The 16651-nt window shown below is 37.9% G+C and carries 14 protein-coding genes and 2 rRNA genes; 14 read left to right on the top strand and 2 right to left on the bottom strand.

Annotated features, from left to right (window positions below; all coding sequences use genetic code 11):
• Positions 1 to 18 precede the first annotated feature (18 nt).
• From KHA87_RS21340 to rsmI, 12 genes are all read left to right on the top strand, one after another.
• Positions 19 to 2976: ribosomal RNA gene (locus KHA87_RS21340) — 23S ribosomal RNA — on the top strand.
• Between the two features lie 100 nt (positions 2977 to 3076).
• Positions 3077 to 3193, top strand: a 5S ribosomal RNA gene (rrf, locus tag KHA87_RS21335).
• Positions 3194 to 3508: 315 nt separating this feature from the next.
• Positions 3509 to 3712 carry a sigma factor G inhibitor Gin gene (locus KHA87_RS21330; RefSeq protein ID WP_213096150.1) on the top strand — a complete coding sequence of 68 codons (204 nt, stop codon included), beginning with the start codon at positions 3509 to 3511 and terminating at the stop codon, positions 3710 to 3712.
• 188 nt (positions 3713 to 3900) lie between these two features.
• Complete coding sequence (locus KHA87_RS21325; RefSeq protein ID WP_213096149.1) at positions 3901 to 5328, top strand: aminotransferase class I/II-fold pyridoxal phosphate-dependent enzyme; 1428 nt, start codon at positions 3901 to 3903, stop codon at positions 5326 to 5328.
• Positions 5329 to 5360: 32 nt separating this feature from the next.
• Positions 5361 to 6002 (top strand): dTMP kinase, encoded by a 642-nt coding sequence (gene tmk / locus KHA87_RS21320; protein ID WP_213096148.1) that lies wholly within the window; start codon positions 5361 to 5363, stop codon positions 6000 to 6002.
• Between the two features lie 151 nt (positions 6003 to 6153).
• Complete coding sequence (locus KHA87_RS21315) at positions 6154 to 6483, top strand: cyclic-di-AMP receptor (protein ID WP_213096147.1); 330 nt, start codon at positions 6154 to 6156, stop codon at positions 6481 to 6483.
• Between the two features lie 71 nt (positions 6484 to 6554).
• A complete protein-coding gene (locus KHA87_RS21310) occupies positions 6555 to 6995 on the top strand; it encodes a YaaR family protein (RefSeq protein ID WP_213096146.1) in 441 nt (146 codons plus the stop codon).
• A gap of 14 nt (positions 6996 to 7009) precedes the next feature.
• Positions 7010 to 8020: a DNA polymerase III subunit delta' gene (gene holB / locus KHA87_RS21305; RefSeq protein ID WP_213096145.1), complete on the top strand. Its 1011-nt coding sequence runs from the start codon at positions 7010 to 7012 to the stop codon at positions 8018 to 8020.
• Positions 8013 to 8840 (top strand): PSP1 domain-containing protein, encoded by an 828-nt coding sequence (locus tag KHA87_RS21300; protein ID WP_213096144.1) that lies wholly within the window; start codon positions 8013 to 8015, stop codon positions 8838 to 8840. The genes holB and KHA87_RS21300 overlap by 8 nt, the downstream gene beginning before the upstream one ends.
• A gap of 13 nt (positions 8841 to 8853) precedes the next feature.
• A complete protein-coding gene (gene yabA, locus KHA87_RS21295; protein WP_213096143.1) occupies positions 8854 to 9234 on the top strand; it encodes a DNA replication initiation control protein YabA in 381 nt (126 codons plus the stop codon).
• Positions 9235 to 9314: 80 nt separating this feature from the next.
• Positions 9315 to 10055 carry a tRNA1(Val) (adenine(37)-N6)-methyltransferase gene (locus KHA87_RS21290; protein WP_249310725.1) on the top strand — a complete coding sequence of 247 codons (741 nt, stop codon included), beginning with the start codon at positions 9315 to 9317 and terminating at the stop codon, positions 10053 to 10055.
• Positions 10056 to 10104: 49 nt separating this feature from the next.
• Entirely contained in the window at positions 10105 to 10980 is an 876-nt protein-coding gene (gene rsmI, locus KHA87_RS21285) for a 16S rRNA (cytidine(1402)-2'-O)-methyltransferase (RefSeq protein WP_213096141.1), read from the top strand.
• A 128-nt stretch (positions 10981 to 11108) separates the two neighbouring features.
• On the opposite strand, the gene KHA87_RS21280 is transcribed toward rsmI, so the two are convergent.
• Both KHA87_RS21280 and KHA87_RS21275 read right to left on the bottom strand, forming a co-directional pair.
• Positions 11109 to 12445 (bottom strand): IS3 family transposase gene (locus tag KHA87_RS21280; protein WP_213093067.1). Its coding sequence is split into 2 segments (ribosomal slippage): positions 11109 to 12058 and positions 12058 to 12445, totalling 1338 coding nucleotides; the frame shifts between segments, so codons are not numbered across the junction.
• Between the two features lie 121 nt (positions 12446 to 12566).
• A complete protein-coding gene (locus KHA87_RS21275; protein WP_213096140.1) occupies positions 12567 to 12851 on the bottom strand; it encodes an AbrB/MazE/SpoVT family DNA-binding domain-containing protein in 285 nt (94 codons plus the stop codon).
• Between the two features lie 492 nt (positions 12852 to 13343).
• Here KHA87_RS21275 and metG point away from each other — a divergent pair, with 492 nt between their 5' ends.
• Both metG and KHA87_RS21265 read left to right on the top strand, forming a co-directional pair.
• The gene (gene metG / locus KHA87_RS21270) at positions 13344 to 15347 is read left to right on the top strand and encodes a methionine--tRNA ligase (RefSeq protein WP_481748390.1); all 2004 of its coding nucleotides are present in this window, start codon (positions 13344 to 13346) and stop codon (positions 15345 to 15347) included.
• 327 nt (positions 15348 to 15674) lie between these two features.
• Complete coding sequence (locus KHA87_RS21265; protein ID WP_213096139.1) at positions 15675 to 16442, top strand: TatD family hydrolase; 768 nt, start codon at positions 15675 to 15677, stop codon at positions 16440 to 16442.
• Positions 16443 to 16651: the final 209 nt, after the last annotated feature.

Here is a 16651-nt window from a genome sequence, read left to right as displayed (position 1 = left end):
AGTAGTAATAACCTTATAGGTTAAGTTAGTAAGGGCGCACGGTGGATGCCTTGGCACTAGGAGCCGATGAAGGACGGGACTAACACCGATATGCTTCGGGGAGCTGTAAGCAAGCTTTGATCCGGAGATTTCCGAATGGGGGAACCCACTGCTCGTAATGGAGCAGTATCCTTATCTGAATACATAGGATAAGGAAGGCAGACCCGGGGAACTGAAACATCTAAGTACCCGGAGGAAGAGAAAGCAATTGCGATTTCCTGAGTAGCGGCGAGCGAAACGGAAGAAGCCCAAACCAAGAGGCTTGCCTCTTGGGGTTGTAGGACACTCTATACGGAGTTACAAAGGAACGGAGTAGATGAAGAGGTCTGGAAAGGCCCGTCAAAGAAGGTAACAACCCTGTAGTTGAAACTTCGTTCCCTCCAGAGTGGATCCTGAGTACGGCGGGACACGTGAAATCCCGTCGGAAGCAGGGAGGACCATCTCCCAAGGCTAAATACTCCCTAGTGACCGATAGTGAACCAGTACCGTGAGGGAAAGGTGAAAAGCACCCCGGGAGGGGAGTGAAAGAGAACCTGAAACCGTGTGCCTACAAGTAGTTAGAGCCCTGTGCATATTTTCCTTTGGAAAAATGCCGGGTGATAGCGTGCCTTTTGTAGAATGAACCGGCGAGTTACGATTTCATGCAAGGTTAAGCTGATGAGGCGGAGCCGCAGCGAAAGCGAGTCTGAATAGGGCGAACATAGTATGAGGTCGTAGACCCGAAACCAGGTGATCTACCCATGTCCAGGGTGAAGGTAAGGTAACACTTACTGGAGGCCCGAACCCACGCACGTTGAAAAGTGCGGGGATGAGGTGTGGGTAGCGGAGAAATTCCAATCGAACTTGGAGATAGCTGGTTCTCTCCGAAATAGCTTTAGGGCTAGCCTCAAGATGAAGAGTATTGGAGGTAGAGCACTGTTTGGACTAGGGGCCCTCATCGGGTTACCGAATTCAGACAAACTCCGAATGCCAAATACTTATGCTTGGGAGTCAGACTGCGAGTGATAAGATCCGTAGTCAAAAGGGAAACAGCCCAGACCACCAGCTAAGGTCCCAAAGTATACGTTAAGTGGAAAAGGATGTGGAGTTGCTTAGACAACCAGGATGTTGGCTTAGAAGCAGCCACCATTTAAAGAGTGCGTAATAGCTCACTGGTCGAGTGACTCTGCGCCGAAAATGTACCGGGGCTAAACGTATCACCGAAGCTGTGGATGGACACCGTAGGTGTCCGTGGTAGGAGAGCGTTCTAAGGGCGGTGAAGCCAGACCGGAAGGACTGGTGGAGCGCTTAGAAGTGAGAATGCCGGTATGAGTAGCGAAAGAAGGGTGAGAATCCCTTCCACCGAATGCCTAAGGTTTCCTGAGGAAGGCTCGTCCGCTCAGGGTTAGTCGGGACCTAAGCCGAGGCCGAAAGGCGTAGGCGATGGACAACAGGTTGATATTCCTGTACCACCTCTTTACCGTTTGAACGATGGGGGGACGCAGGAGGATAGGGTAAGCGCACTGTTGGATATGTGCGTCCAAGCAGTTAGGCTGGTTACGAGGCAAATCCCGTAACCGTGAAGGCGGAGCTGTGATGGCGAGGGAAATATAGTACCGAAGTTCCTGATTCCACACTGCCAAGAAAATCCTCTAGTGAGGTAAAAGGTGCCCGTACCGCAAACCGACACAGGTAGGCGAGGAGAGAATCCTAAGGTGAGCGAGAGAACTCTCGTTAAGGAACTCGGCAAAATGACCCCGTAACTTCGGGAGAAGGGGTGCTCTGGTAGGGTGCAAGCCCGAGAGAGCCGCAGTGAATAGGCCCAGGCGACTGTTTAGCAAAAACACAGGTCTCTGCGAAGCCGCAAGGCGAAGTATAGGGGCTGACGCCTGCCCGGTGCTGGAAGGTTAAGAGGAGGGGTTAGCGCAAGCGAAGCTCTGAATTGAAGCCCCAGTAAACGGCGGCCGTAACTATAACGGTCCTAAGGTAGCGAAATTCCTTGTCAGGTAAGTTCTGACCCGCACGAAAGGCGTAACGATCTGGGCACTGTCTCAACGAGAGACTCGGTGAAATTATAGTACCTGTGAAGATGCAGGTTACCCGCGACAGGACGGAAAGACCCCGTGGAGCTTTACTGCAGCTTGATATTGAATTTTGGTACAGCTTGTACAGGATAGGTAGGAGCCTTTGAAGCCGGAGCGCCAGCTTCGGTGGAGGCGTCGGTGGGATACTACCCTGGCTGTATTGAAATTCTAACCCGCACCCCTCAATCGGGGTGGGAGACAGTGTCAGGCAGGCAGTTTGACTGGGGCGGTCGCCTCCTAAAGAGTAACGGAGGCGCCCAAAGGTTCCCTCAGAATGGTTGGAAATCATTCGTAGAGTGTAAAGGCACAAGGGAGCTTGACTGCGAGACCTACAAGTCGAGCAGGGACGAAAGTCGGGCTTAGTGATCCGGTGGTTCCGCATGGAAGGGCCATCGCTCAACGGATAAAAGCTACCCCGGGGATAACAGGCTTATCTCCCCCAAGAGTCCACATCGACGGGGAGGTTTGGCACCTCGATGTCGGCTCATCGCATCCTGGGGCTGTAGTCGGTCCCAAGGGTTGGGCTGTTCGCCCATTAAAGCGGTACGCGAGCTGGGTTCAGAACGTCGTGAGACAGTTCGGTCCCTATCCGTCGTGGGCGTAGGAAATTTGAGAGGAGCTGTCCTTAGTACGAGAGGACCGGGATGGACGCACCGCTGGTGTACCAGTTGTCTTGCCAAAGGCATCGCTGGGTAGCTATGTGCGGAAGGGATAAGTGCTGAAAGCATCTAAGCATGAAGCCCCCCTCAAGATGAGATTTCCCATAGCGTCAAGCTAGTAAGATCCCTGAAAGATGATCAGGTTGATAGGTTCGAGGTGGAAGTGTGGCGACACATGGAGCTGACGAATACTAATCGATCGAGGACTTAACCAAAAAAACGATTCTCTTTACTTGATTCTTCTGCAGTATTTAGTTTTGAGGGAACAAACCCTTACAAAAAGAAAGTTATTTTGCTTTCAGCAAAAAACTGAGGTCTGGTAATAATGGCGAGAAGGTCACACCCGTTCCCATCCCGAACACGGAAGTTAAGCTTCTCAGCGCCGATGGTAGTTGGGGGCTCTCCCCCTGCAAGAGTAGGACGTTGCCAGGCAAACAGAAAAAGCCGCAGATTTGATTCTGCGGCTTTTTTATATACTTTTATTAGGTAAAGACCTGATTCGCGAGAATAAGTACAATTTTTGCGAGATTAAGAAAAAAAATTCATGAAATTAGTGTTAAATATAACAATATTAATCACAAAACTAACTTAAATTAGCAATAAAAGAATAATAATTCTATAGACATACACATGGAAACCTTAGAAAACATACAATATTAAATGAACTTTTATTTGTAACGACAATATTTAGAAAATTGTATATTAAAATAATTATTGGAAATAATATTGTGTATGGAGGTGGAGATTATGGGCCATATAGCAGCCGAGAGAACAATAGGGGAAACGTGTATTGTTTGTGAGCAGTTTAAAGAAAAAGGTATCCATCTGTATACATCATTTATATGTGAAGAATGTGAAAAAGATATGGTAATAACGGATACAAATGACCCTAAATATAAATATTATGTTGAACGATTGAAAATAGTCAGCTATAAGCAAAACATTTCTTAACCAAGCTATGGAAAGAGCTTGGTTTTTTGCATGTGTATAAATTCGCTTAAGCGAGCTTACACTTTTTTTATGAAGTTTCACTTTATTGCCCTGTATAGTACAATAAAATAAGATAAGCACTTCTCTTAGTGTTTGAAGTATTTTCGATTTAAAGAGTTTTCTTAAATGAACGAAAGGTAATTGTTAAATTGGATCAAAAATGTATACCCTTATATGAGGAATTAAACAATTTTAAAAGGAGTAATCCTATTTCTTATCATGTCCCAGGACATAAGAATGGTTTACTATATAAGGAATTTAATACTGAGTGGGCAAAGTTTCTTCAATATGATGTAACAGAGCTTAAGGGGCTGGATGATTTGCATGCTCCGGACGGGCCTATTAAGTACGCACAGGAATTATTAAGCTCTTTCTATAAAACTCAAAAAAGCTATTTTCTTGTTAATGGGAGCACTGTAGGAAATGTTGCAAGTATTTTGAGTTCCTTTGATACAAATGATTATGTTTTAGTACAACGAAATTGTCATAAATCCGTTTTAAATGCACTTTCTATAGCAAACGTAAATCCAATTTTTCTTTCACCTAAAGTGGATAAAGATTTAAGTATACCAACAGAAATAGAACCATCAATGGTAAGGAAGGCGTTTGAAAATTTTCCTACTTTAAGGGGTTGCATTCTGACCTATCCTAATTATTACGGATTTACATATAATTTAAAGGAAATTATAGAAATCGTTCACGAAAACAATGGTTTGGTTATTGTGGATGAAGCACATGGGCCTCATTTTCAATTGGGTAATCCATTACCAGATTCAGCTATAAAATTAGGTGCTGATATTATTATTCAATCTGCACATAAAATGCTTCCAGCTATGACAATGGGATCATATTTGCACATTAATAGCCAGCTGGTTTCGACTGAGCGAATGGAGCATTATTTGGGAATGCTTCAATCAAGTAGTCCATCTTATCCGATTATGATGTCTTTAGATATAGCTCGTCATTACATAGCGAACTTTACAAAAGAGGATTTGGAATATACTTTATCAAAGCGTGCTTATTTTATTTCTGAGTTATCAAAAATAGAAGGTTTATCGATACATACCAAATCCGGACAAGACCCACTTAAGATTATTGTATCTTATGATGGATATTCAGGGTTTGAATATCAGGATATATTAAATGAGCAAGGGGTCTATCCTGAGTTTGCGGATCAATACCATGTTGTTTTTGTTTTTCCGTTATTAAAGAAAAATATCCACTACCCTATAGATGATACTGTCGGGCGAATGAAAGCTTCCTGTAAATTAAGGACTCATAAATCCTGTATTAAAAGAAATGGATTTACATATAACCGGGGGTTCACCCAATTATCGCTGTCGTATGAAGAAATGAAGGGAAAACAAACACAATGGGTAGAAATATGTGAAGCACCCAATCGAATTGCTGCCAAAATGATTACCCCATACCCACCAGGTATACCATTGATTTTGCCAGGTGAAAAAATAACAGAGGAACAAATGGAAATGTTAAGTAAATTAATAAAGCTAAATGCAAAAATACAAGGAGATCTTTCCCGAATTAGAGAAGGATTAATTTCCGTATATATAGATTAGGGATTCATCGAAATGATATCGGAGGACATCTTATGAAAGGTTTATTTATTACATTTGAAGGACCAGAGGGCGCTGGAAAAACGACTATTTTACAAATGCTAGGAACAGAATTGCAGCAAAAAGGCTTAGACATTATTATGACTCGTGAACCTGGAGGTATCCGAATCGCAGAGCAAATACGGGAAGTTATATTAAATAAAAGAAATACGGAAATGGACTCTCGTACGGAAGCCTTATTATATGCTGCTGCCAGGAGGCAACATTTAGTGGAAAGAGTTTTACCAGCATTAGCTGAAGGCTCCATTGTATTATGCGACCGATTTATTGATAGTTCATTAGCATACCAAGGATATGCAAGAGGAATAGGAATTGATGAGGTATTTGCCATAAATCAATTTGCTATTCAGAATGTTATGCCGGATTTAACCATTTATTTTAATGTACCTGTAAAAATTGGGTTAAAAAGAATTCAGGAAAACAGTGGGAGAGAAGTAAATAGACTTGATCTAGAAGAGCTGGATTTCCATGAAAGGGTTAGTGAAGGATTTGCATTATTAATGGAAAAATTTCCAGAAAGAATTTATGAAATTGATGCAAGCAAGGATATCAATGAGGTTTATCAAATGGTTAAAGAAAAGGTTAATAATGTTCTAAAAGCAAAATGGAATCAATAATTACCTTGGAGGAAATTATTTCTCCAAGGTTTTTTGTGAATAAAGAGGATTATTAAGGCATTAGCGCAAATACATATATAATAATAAATGGTATAATAGAAAAAAGTTAATGTTCAAAACAAGAAGAAATAAATTTTAGGAGGGGAGTATTATGAAGCTAATATTAGCAGTTGTACAAGACCAAGATAGTTCTCGATTAATGAATGCGATGGTAGAACATAACTTTAGAGTTACGAAACTTGCAAGTACGGGCGGTTTTTTAAAGTCTGGAAATACAACATTTATGATTGGGACAGAAGATATTAGAGTGGAGAAAGCTCTGCAAGTAATTAAGGATAATTGCAAATCACGTGAACAGCTAATGGCACCGGTATCACCAATGGGTGGTAATGCAGATTCATATATCCCGTACCCTGTTGAAGTAGAGGTTGGAGGAGCAACTGTATTTGTTCTTCCTGTTGAACAATTTCATCATTTTTAATAGGTTTCTTTTCTCAGCGTGAGGAAAAATACTAACAAATTACGAATACTGCCTTTAAAGAGGAGAATGACGTGAAAATACATCAAGATTTAAGAGTTGGTCTTGAGAAATCCCGCCAAGATGCTAAACAGGTTGCGGCAGGGGGAACAAAATTTTCTGCTATTGTTCAAAAACAAGAAGAAAAGCTGCAAATGGATCAGCTCAATAAATTATTATCAGAAATTGAAAGTGCCGGTGAAAAATTAGCCAAATCCCGTACTTTTAAAGATTTGGCAAAGTATAAGGCTTTGGTGAAGCGCTTTGTTCGTGAAACCGTGGATTTTGGTATGAATTTAAAACAATCACATACATGGAATCAATATGGAGAAGGACGGAAGCTAAATATTATTGAAACGATTGATAAACAACTAGTCGAACTTACAGATGAACATATTAAAAAGGAAAGTTCTTCGATCGATATATTAGGTAAAATTGGTGAAATAAAAGGATTATTAATTAATTTATATACGTAAGAGAGTGATGCAGTTTGGCAGTAACATGGGATGGACTGGAAAAGGTTCAACCTCTTGCGACAAGGACATTAAAAAACAGTATTCAAAAAAATAGAATTGCACATGCCTACTTGCTCGAGGGTGAGCGTGGAACTGGCAAAAGGGATGTTAGTAATCTAATAGCTAAGACATTGTTGTGTCTGAATTTGCAGGATCAAATAATCCCTTGTGAAGCATGTATAAATTGTAAAAGAATTAATAATGGGAGCCATCCGGATGTCCATATAGTTGAACCAGATGGCTTATCCATTAAAAAGGATCAAATAAAAACTCTTCAGCAGGAATTTAGTAAATCGGCAGTAGAGTCAGAGAAGAAGCTATATACAATCATCCATGCTGATAAAATGACCGTCAATGCGGCAAATAGTTTACTTAAATTTTTGGAAGAGCCAAATGAAGGTACAACTGCGATATTAATAACAGAGCAAATACAGCAAATTTTGCCGACGATTATATCAAGATGCCAGGTCATTACCTTTAGAATGATTCCTACAGATGTATTAGTAAATAAGTTATTGGAAGCAGGCGTATCCTCTTCTAATGCACTAATATTAGCTAGCATTACCAATAATATTCATGAAGCTTTAGAGTTAAATAATGATGAGTGGTTTGCACAAGCTAGAAAATTAGTGTTAAAATTATATGAGGTCTTGAGAAAAAGTGCGGCTTCCGCAATGGTTGCACTTCAAGAAGATTGGTATCCTCATTTTAAAGAAAAAAGTCAAATAGACCGTGGTTTAGATCTATTGCTTTTTGTATATAAAGATCTTATTTCATTACGTTTAGGCAAAGATAAACAACAACTTCTATATCCGGATTTCCGTAATCAGTTAGAGATGGATGTATTGCAAATGTCCACACGTACGTTAACAGATAAAATGTCCTCTATTTTAGAGGCGAAACGCAAGCTAAATGCAAATATGAATCCACAATTATTGATGGAGCAGCTTGTTTTAAAATTGCAGGGGGGATCTACCTTTGTTTGATGTTGTAGGTGTAAGATTTAAAAAGGCCGGAAAAATATATTACTTTGATCCGGATGATCTCATAATTCAAAAAAATGACTCTGTAATTGTAGAAACAGTTCGGGGAATAGAATTTGGAAAAGTGGTTACAGATCGTAAGTCAGTTGATGAGAACGATGTTGTGTTGCCATTAAAGAAGGTCATTCGCATTGCTAATGAAAAAGATCAAATGATAGTAAGTGAAAATAAAGAAGCAGCTAGGGAAGCTTACGAGGTTTGCTCTGAAAAGGTAATAGAACATCAGCTCGATATGAAATTAGTAGACGTCGAGTACACGTTTGATCGGAATAAAGTAATCTTTTATTTTACTGCCGATGGACGCGTTGATTTTCGGGAGCTCGTAAAGGACCTTGCAGCGATTTTTCGTACTAGGATAGAATTAAGGCAAATTGGAGTAAGAGATGAAGCGAAAATGCTCGGCGGAATTGGACCATGCGGACGTATGCTTTGCTGCTCGACATTTCTAGGTGATTTTGAGCCGGTATCGATAAAAATGGCGAAGGACCAAAATTTATCTCTTAATCCTACCAAGATTTCTGGCTTATGTGGTCGGTTAATGTGCTGCTTGAAATACGAAAATGACGAGTACGAAGCAGCGAAGGAAAGCTTACCTGATATTGGTGAGACAATCCAAACCCCACACGGAATGGGGAAAATTATTGGATTGAATATACTTGAAAGAGTTTTGCAAGTAGAATTAGTTGGGCAAGAACGGATATTGGAATTTACGATGGATGAGATCCTGAATGAAGATGCCATATCAATCCAAGCCACGGAATAATGAGGTGGAGTTTATGGATAAAAACGAATTCTTCGATTCAGTCAGCAATATGGAAATACAAATTGGTGATTTGTATCAACAGCTGGGTGAATTAAAAAAATATTTAGCCAAAATGATAGAAGAAAACAATGCTTTAAGATTAGAAAATGAATATTTGCGAAAGCGGCTGGATAACGGAGGAAAATCCATAAACAACGAGACTACCACTTCTTCAACTGGATTGGATGGAAAGGATGACCCTACAAAAGCCGATAAAGAATTAGATATTGGTGAAGGTTACGATAATTTGGCTAGATTATATCAAGAAGGATTTCACATTTGTAATGTACATTTTGGAAGTCCGCGCAAAGATGAAGATTGTTTATTCTGCCTATCATTTTTAAATAAGAAATAAAATGTATATAAAGGTTGTTCCATAAGTATTTTTATTCTACTTTTTTGGGACAACCTTATTTTTAACGGAGGTTGACAGGCTTGTTATCGGGCGATGAGAGACTAGATTATTTACTAGCTGAAAATTTAAGGATTATTCAAAGTCCATCGGTATTTTCCTTTTCTCTAGATGCAGTTTTATTAGCTAGATTTTCCTATCTCCCTATACAAAAGGGAAATATTATTGATTTATGTACAGGTAATGGTGTAATCCCTCTCCTATTAAGCGGGAGAACTAAAGGTAAAATTACGGGAGTAGAAATCCAAGAACGACTTTACGACATGGCAGTTAGAAGCGTGGAATTAAACCAGCTCACAGATCAAATACATATAATACATGCAGACCTCAAGGATATGCCGAAACAACTAGGAACGGGGAAGTTTGATGTAGTAACGTGTAATCCACCCTATTTTGTAACTCCAGAAAAGGGAATTATAAATGAAAATGAACATTTGGCTATTGCTAGGCATGAAATATTATGTACGCTTGAGGATGTCGTGAAAACAAGTAGCTTACTCTTAAAGCAAGGTGGAAAGGCAGCTTTTGTACATAGACCAGGTAGACTGGTTGATATTTTAACATTAATGCAAAAATATCGAATTGAACCGAAGCGCCTTCGATTTGTATATCCGAAGCTGGGGAAAGAAGCCAATACTATACTGGTTGAAGGAATTAAAGATGGAAATCGTGATTTGAAAATACTACCTCCTTTAATTACTTATAAGGAAAATAATCAATATACAGAAGAGGTAGAAGAGATGCTATTTGGAAAGAGCAAATAGTTCTATGTTATTCAAAAAGAACAATCTTTGAAAGAGGCTGGTTTATCTAATGCAGCAGCAAAAAAGCTTTATTAATGAAGATAGTAAGGGTATTTTATATCTTGTCCCTACTCCAATTGGAAATTTAGAAGATATGACATTCAGAGCTATTCGAATGCTAAAGGAGGCTGCATTAATTGCAGCGGAGGACACTAGAAATACAAAAAAGCTATGTAATTATTTTGATATCCATACTCCTATTACAAGCTATCATGAGCATAATAAGGAGACAAGCTCGAAACAATTAATTTCCCGTTTAAAGGAAGGTGCAAAGATTGCGCTTGTTAGTGATGCAGGTATGCCTTCTATTTCGGACCCGGGATTTGAGCTGGTAGTTGCAGCAATCGAAGAGCAAATTAGTGTTGTTCCATTGCCTGGAGCGAATGCTGCGCTAACGGCATTAATTGCTTCAGGAATAAAGCCGCAGCCATTTTATTTTTATGGTTTTTTGACGCGAGGAAAGAAGGAAAGAATAGAGGAATTGGAGATATTAAAAAAACAGTCTTCCACTTTTATTTTATATGAAGCACCCCATCGTTTGAAGGATACGCTGTCTGCAATGAAAACAGTGCTGGGGAACCGTAATATTACATTGTGCCGAGAATTAACAAAAAAATATGAGGAGTTTATCCGAGGTACAATAGAAGAGGTATTCCATTGGGCTGAAAGTAATGAGATACGTGGAGAGTTCTGTATCATTGTTCAAGGAAATGAAAATGATGAATTGGAAGAGGAACTAAAATGGTGGGAGTCTCTTTCTGTTGTTGATCACGTTAATGCTTATATTCAAAAAGAAGGCTTTACCTCTAAAGATGCAATAAAACAAACCGCTAAAGATCGTGGAGTTCCAAAAAGAGATGTTTATCAAGAATATCATATCGAATAAGAAAACGGCATGCGTGGCTGCTTGCGGTAAACTTAATAAGTAAAACTGAAAACAATACAAAAATAAAAAAAGCATGACTGCTTGTAAATCTAAAGTGTACCCTTTGTAAAGGACATTTTAAAAAAGAGTTAAGCAATCTTAAGAAGATGATTCCTGTATTGAACAGGGGTCATCTTCTTTAAATTCCATTGGTATCTGAAGTTGTTATAATAAATCATATAAGAATTAATTTCTTTCTTCAGTTCCTCAAGTGTGTTACAAGGTTTGATAAAGGCTTCATCCTTAAAGTGGCCAAAAAATGATTCCTGGGGGGCATTATCCCAACAATTTCCTCTCCTTGACATTGACTGTCCAAGCTTATATTTTCTCACTCTTTTTTGATATAGGGGGCTGGTATAGTGAACGCCTTGGTCAGAGTGTATAAAAGCATCGGGTGCTAACTTAACCTTTCGATTTTGCTTTAGTTTACAAAGTGTGTCCATTGCTATATCTAAAGTGATACGATCAGAAACATTGTAAGCCAGGATTTCATTGGTTGATCCGTCTTTAATGGTCGATAGATAGGCTTTCTTTCCTTGTCCATACAATAAATAGGTAATGTCAGTAAGAAGGACTTTTCCAGGTGTTCCTTGCTTAAACTGTCGTTGTAACAAGTTAGGCAGAACCCTGTGTTCTTGCGTTGCTTTCATCATTTTTCGATAAGGATTCGATTTTCTAATCGGGCAGACTATACCATACTTCTTCATAATACGCCGTATACGTTTCAAATTGAAAACAACCTTAAATTGATCAGCCAATGTCATTTTAATCTGGCGAGCCCCTTTTTTGCGATTCTTAAATTTATATGCCTTTATGATAACGTCTCTTAGCTTCTCGTCCTTTTTTTCCCGTTCTTCTCTATTCTTGTGTGAGGATACAGTAAAGTAATTATAATATCCCGAACGGGATACGCCTGAGATGTCACACAAATAACGAAGCTTATTTTTAAGCTTATACTTTTCAATTATGGAGTGGATTAATAAGTACCTTTGTTCAGCTGAAAGTTTTATTTCTTCCCCTTTAGCCTCCTTTCGGCTAATTCTATCTTTTTTAACAATTCATTTTCAGCTTTCAATAAATTATTTTGAGCTTCTAGCCTTGCATATCTTTCTTCTAATTTAAGTTCACGTTCACTAGGTCTGCCAGTATTCTCTTTTCGGGTATCTGTTAAACCAGTGATACCATTCTTTCGATAAGCAGCACACCATCTACTAGTTGATGATCGAACCCTTCTTTCTCCAATTATTTCTATGTCAAACCCACATTCTTCAAAAATTTGTTTAGGCAGTTTACCATTCTCATATTCGGCAATAAAATAACGTTTGAATTCATCTCTATAAGTAATCCCTTTTGAGCTTACTGACTTTACATAGAAATTATTTGATAACTTCGAAATTTCTCCCTGTGTGAATGTTTTTTTACTCATATTTGATCCCCAATCCCCATTTTTCCTCATTATACATAAAAGTACCCTATAGGGCAGACTCTTTTTTTAAAGTGTCTACTCTATAGGGTACATTTTAATCAGTCATGCTTTTTTTATTTCTTTACTTTGCAGATTGGAAAGCATTTTGAATTTCTTGTAGTAATTGCTCTGCACCTTCACGGCTTAGAACTAATTTTCCGCCTGCTAATTGAACGTTATTATCAGATACTTCACCAGTAATATGGCAAGTCATGCTTGGCTTATATTTTTTTAAGATAATTTTCTCATCATCTACATAAATTTCTAATGCATCTTTTTCAGCAATTCCAAGTGTGCGACGAAGTTCAATAGGAATAACAACGCGACCTAATTCATCAACCTTACGAACAATACCAGTAGATTTCATTTTCTTTTCTCCTCTCGTTTACTCCGAATTATTTGTCGTCAATTTTCGACATTTTTTTTATAACTGTTTATATCATACCAAGCATTCCCATATCCGTCAATAATTATTTTGTATAAAATAGGAATTTATAAAACTCGTAAAATCATTGATATATAAGTAATTTTCAAAGAAAATATTGTTTCATTTAGAAGCAAAAATGTTTAAATAGTATAGTATTCGTAAAAAAATGTAAAATGATTCTCAACTAAATTTCGACAAAATTTGTATCACTAAATAAATTAAAAGTGGAGGAAGTCTATACTAGATAGTCAAAAGTTGCAGGTTGTTTCATTTTTATGTATATTTTGATGATATAAGAGGTTATCCTGTGATATAGAAGTTATATAAGAATTGCCCAAAATGGCATTTAGTAGCTCTCGTCCTTTGGGTGAGAGTTTTTACATGTTAGAAGGCAGTGATGGCAAGAATATTATTATTAAAAGGGTGGGATATATGTTGAGTGAACAGGCAAAAACATTTTATATTACGACTCCTATTTATTATCCTAGTGGGAATTTACATATAGGACATGCGTATACAACAGTCGCAGGCGATGCAATGGCACGATACAAAAGAATGCGTGGCTTTGATGTAATGTATTTAACTGGTACAGATGAGCATGGACAAAAAATTCAGCGTAAGGCTGAAGAGCAAAAGATTACACCACAAGCATACGTAGATAATATTGTGAATGGTATTCGCGTTTTATGGGACAAATTAGATATCTCTTACAATGATTTTATTCGAACAACAGAAGAAAGACATAAAAAAGTTGTGGAAAAGATTTTTAAAAGGCTGCTAGATCAAGGAGATATTTATTTGGATCAATATGAAGGCTGGTACTCTGTTCCGGATGAAACCTTTTATACGGAACATCAATTAGTTGATCCTATTATAGAAGATGGCAAGGTAGTTGGTGGAAAAAGTCCTGACAGCGGCCATCCTGTAGAATTAGTAAAGGAAGAATCCTATTTCTTTAAAATGGGTAAATATGTCGATCGTCTTTTACAATATTATGAAGAAAATCCGGAATTTATACAACCAGAGTCAAGAAAGAATGAAATGATTAACAATTTTATCAAACCTGGGCTTGAGGATTTAGCTGTTTCTAGAACAACATTTGACTGGGGGGTAAAAGTTCCCGGAAATCCGAAGCATGTTATATATGTTTGGATAGATGCTCTTTCCAATTATATTACTGCTCTTGGCTATGGCACGGAAGATAACTCAAAATATTTGAAATACTGGCCGGCGGATGTTCACTTAGTAGGGAAAGAGATTGTTCGATTCCATACTATCTATTGGCCAATTATGTTAATGGCACTGGATTTGCCGCTTCCAAAGAAGGTTTTTGCACATGGCTGGTTATTAATGAAAGATGGTAAAATGTCAAAATCAAAAGGAAATGTAGTAGATCCAGTTACATTAATCGATCGTTATGGCCTTGACGCCCTAAGATATTATTTATTACGCGAGGTGCCATTCGGCTCTGATGGAGTATTTACACCAGAAGGTTTTGTAGAAAGAATTAACTTTGATTTAGCGAATGACCTTGGGAACTTATTAAATCGTACAATTGCAATGATTAATAAGTACTTTGATGGGATTATTCCTAACTACAAAGGATCGAATAGTGATTTTGATAAGCAGCTTCTTCAAGTGAATCAAGCAACGGTCAAAAAGTATGAAGAAGCGATGGAAAAAATGGAATTTTCTGTTGCTTTGTCTTCCATATGGGAATTAATTAGTCGTTCAAACAAATATATTGATGAAACAACTCCATGGTCTTTAGCAAAAGACGAAGGTAGAAAAGAAGAATTGGCAACTGTAATGGTTCATTTGGCTGAATCTCTAAGAAGAATTGCAGTGTTATTACAACCATTTTTAACTAAAACACCTATGAAAATTTTTGAACAATTAATGATTCAAGACAGCAAAATTAGAAATTGGGATAGTCTCGACACATTTGGGTTAATTCCTGAGGGAACAAAAGTAGTTGAAAAAGGTGAGCCTATCTTTCCAAGATTAGAAATAGAAGAAGAAGTAAACTTTATTAAGCAAAAAATGGCAGGGTCAACTCCTAAAGAGGAAGAGCCATCGACAAAGAATGTGGATACTGAGGCAGATAAAAAGGAAGAAATCACTATTGATGATTTTATGAAAGTAGAACTCCGAGTAGCTCAAGTTCTTCATGCAGAGCCAGTGAAAAAAGCAGATAAGCTGTTAAAGCTGCAATTAGATCTTGGATATGAAAAAAGACAAGTTGTATCGGGTATTGCGGAATTTTACAAGCCAGAAGAATTAATAGGCCGCAAACTAATTTGTGTTGCAAATCTAAAACCTGTAAAACTCCGAGGAGAATTATCACAAGGTATGATTTTAGCGGGCAAACAAGACGGAGTTCTTTCCTTAGCTAGCGTAGATGAAAGCCTACCGAATGGAGCTATTGTAAAGTAATTGTAATATTAAATCAGCTTCAATTTCCAATAATCTTGACCAAAATAGTATAGGGGTGTTTCACGTGAAACATTTTTCGACGTGATTCCCTATGCTATTTTTATGTAGGCTCCATTTTTAAAATATTGCTGGTTATTTGCTTTTTATGAATTTGGTAAAAATAATGTTTTTTGACGCTGTCGAAATAAGTAAGGAATTAATACATAAAATATATACTGTTAATTTCCATTTTTGAGTTATTTTTGGCCTGGAAATGTGTAAAGCAAATGTTAAGTGAATGCAAAGCTTGTGTAGAATTTATATATTACAATACAAAGGAGAATCAATATGTTATTCGATACACATGTTCATCTTAATGATGAACAGTATGATCAAGATTTAGAGAAGGTTATAGAAAATGCATTAGCTGCTGATGTTGAAAAAATGATTGTGGTCGGATTTGACAGACCGACGATAACTAAAGCGATGGATTTAATTGAAAAATACGATTTCTTATACGCCAGTATCGGATGGCATCCAGTTGATGCAATCGATATGACAGAGAAGGATTTAAAATGGATTGAAGAATTATCATCTCATCCAAAAGTTGTAGCCTTAGGAGAAATGGGTCTTGATTATCATTGGGATAAATCTCCCGAGGACATTCAGAAGGAAGTGTTTCGTAAACAAATTCGTTTAGCCAAGAAAGTAAACTTACCAATTATTATACATAATCGTGAAGCTACCCAAGACATCGTAGAGATTCTAAAAGAAGAGAAGGCAAGCGAAGTGGGAGGAATTATGCATTGCTTTAGCGGTAGCGTTGATACTGCAAAAGAATGCATTAACATGAACTTTTTAATATCCCTCGGTGGACCTGTTACCTTTAAAAATGCTAAAAAACCAAAAGAAGTTGCTAAAGAAATACCACTAAGTCATTTATTAATTGAAACAGATTGTCCTTATCTTGCACCGCATCCATATCGCGGAAAAAGAAATGAACCTGCATATGTAAAGCTTGTTGCTGAGCAAATTGCGGAAATAAAAGGGGTGTCTTACGATGAAATAGCGACACAAACTAATCAAAATGCTAAAAGATTATTCGGCATAAATTGATAGAAGTAAGTGTCGAAATATTAGGGAGCTTGTCTTTATTTTATAAAATACCAAAAGGTTCTACATGTCTTTCCTCCTACATAGGATATTCATGTCGATAAGTCTCCCTTTTAATATTTTCGATAGTTTTGCATAATAAAAACTAATTTACATGGAAACATCAAGGGAAGACAGCGGCGTGATAGTCTATGTGATCTCACCAATGAGAA

Origin of the sequence: Bacillus sp. FJAT-49736 (assembly GCF_018343615.1) — a bacterium.
Lineage (GTDB): Bacteria > Bacillota > Bacilli > Bacillales > Bacillaceae_C > Margalitia.
The sequence above is the reverse complement of the archived record's forward strand: the minus strand, read 5'-3'. Positions and strand labels throughout refer to the sequence as shown.

What these genes read in the sequence shown, in the direction of transcription:
- KHA87_RS21330 (WP_213096150.1), top strand. Translation starts at nt 3,509, where the DNA reads ATGGGCCATATAGCAGCCGAGAGAACAATAGGGGAAACGTGTATTGTT.
- tmk (WP_213096148.1), top strand. Translation starts at nt 5,361, where the DNA reads ATGAAAGGTTTATTTATTACATTTGAAGGACCAGAGGGCGCTGGAAAA.
- KHA87_RS21315 (WP_213096147.1), top strand. Translation starts at nt 6,154, where the DNA reads ATGAAGCTAATATTAGCAGTTGTACAAGACCAAGATAGTTCTCGATTA.
- yabA (WP_213096143.1), top strand. Translation starts at nt 8,854, where the DNA reads ATGGATAAAAACGAATTCTTCGATTCAGTCAGCAATATGGAAATACAA.
- rsmI (WP_213096141.1), top strand. Translation starts at nt 10,105, where the DNA reads ATGCAGCAGCAAAAAAGCTTTATTAATGAAGATAGTAAGGGTATTTTA.
- KHA87_RS21275 (WP_213096140.1), bottom strand. Translation starts at nt 12,851, where the DNA reads ATGAAATCTACTGGTATTGTTCGTAAGGTTGATGAATTAGGTCGCGTT.
- metG (WP_481748390.1), top strand. Translation starts at nt 13,344, where the DNA reads ATGTTGAGTGAACAGGCAAAAACATTTTATATTACGACTCCTATTTAT.
- KHA87_RS21265 (WP_213096139.1), top strand. Translation starts at nt 15,675, where the DNA reads ATGTTATTCGATACACATGTTCATCTTAATGATGAACAGTATGATCAA.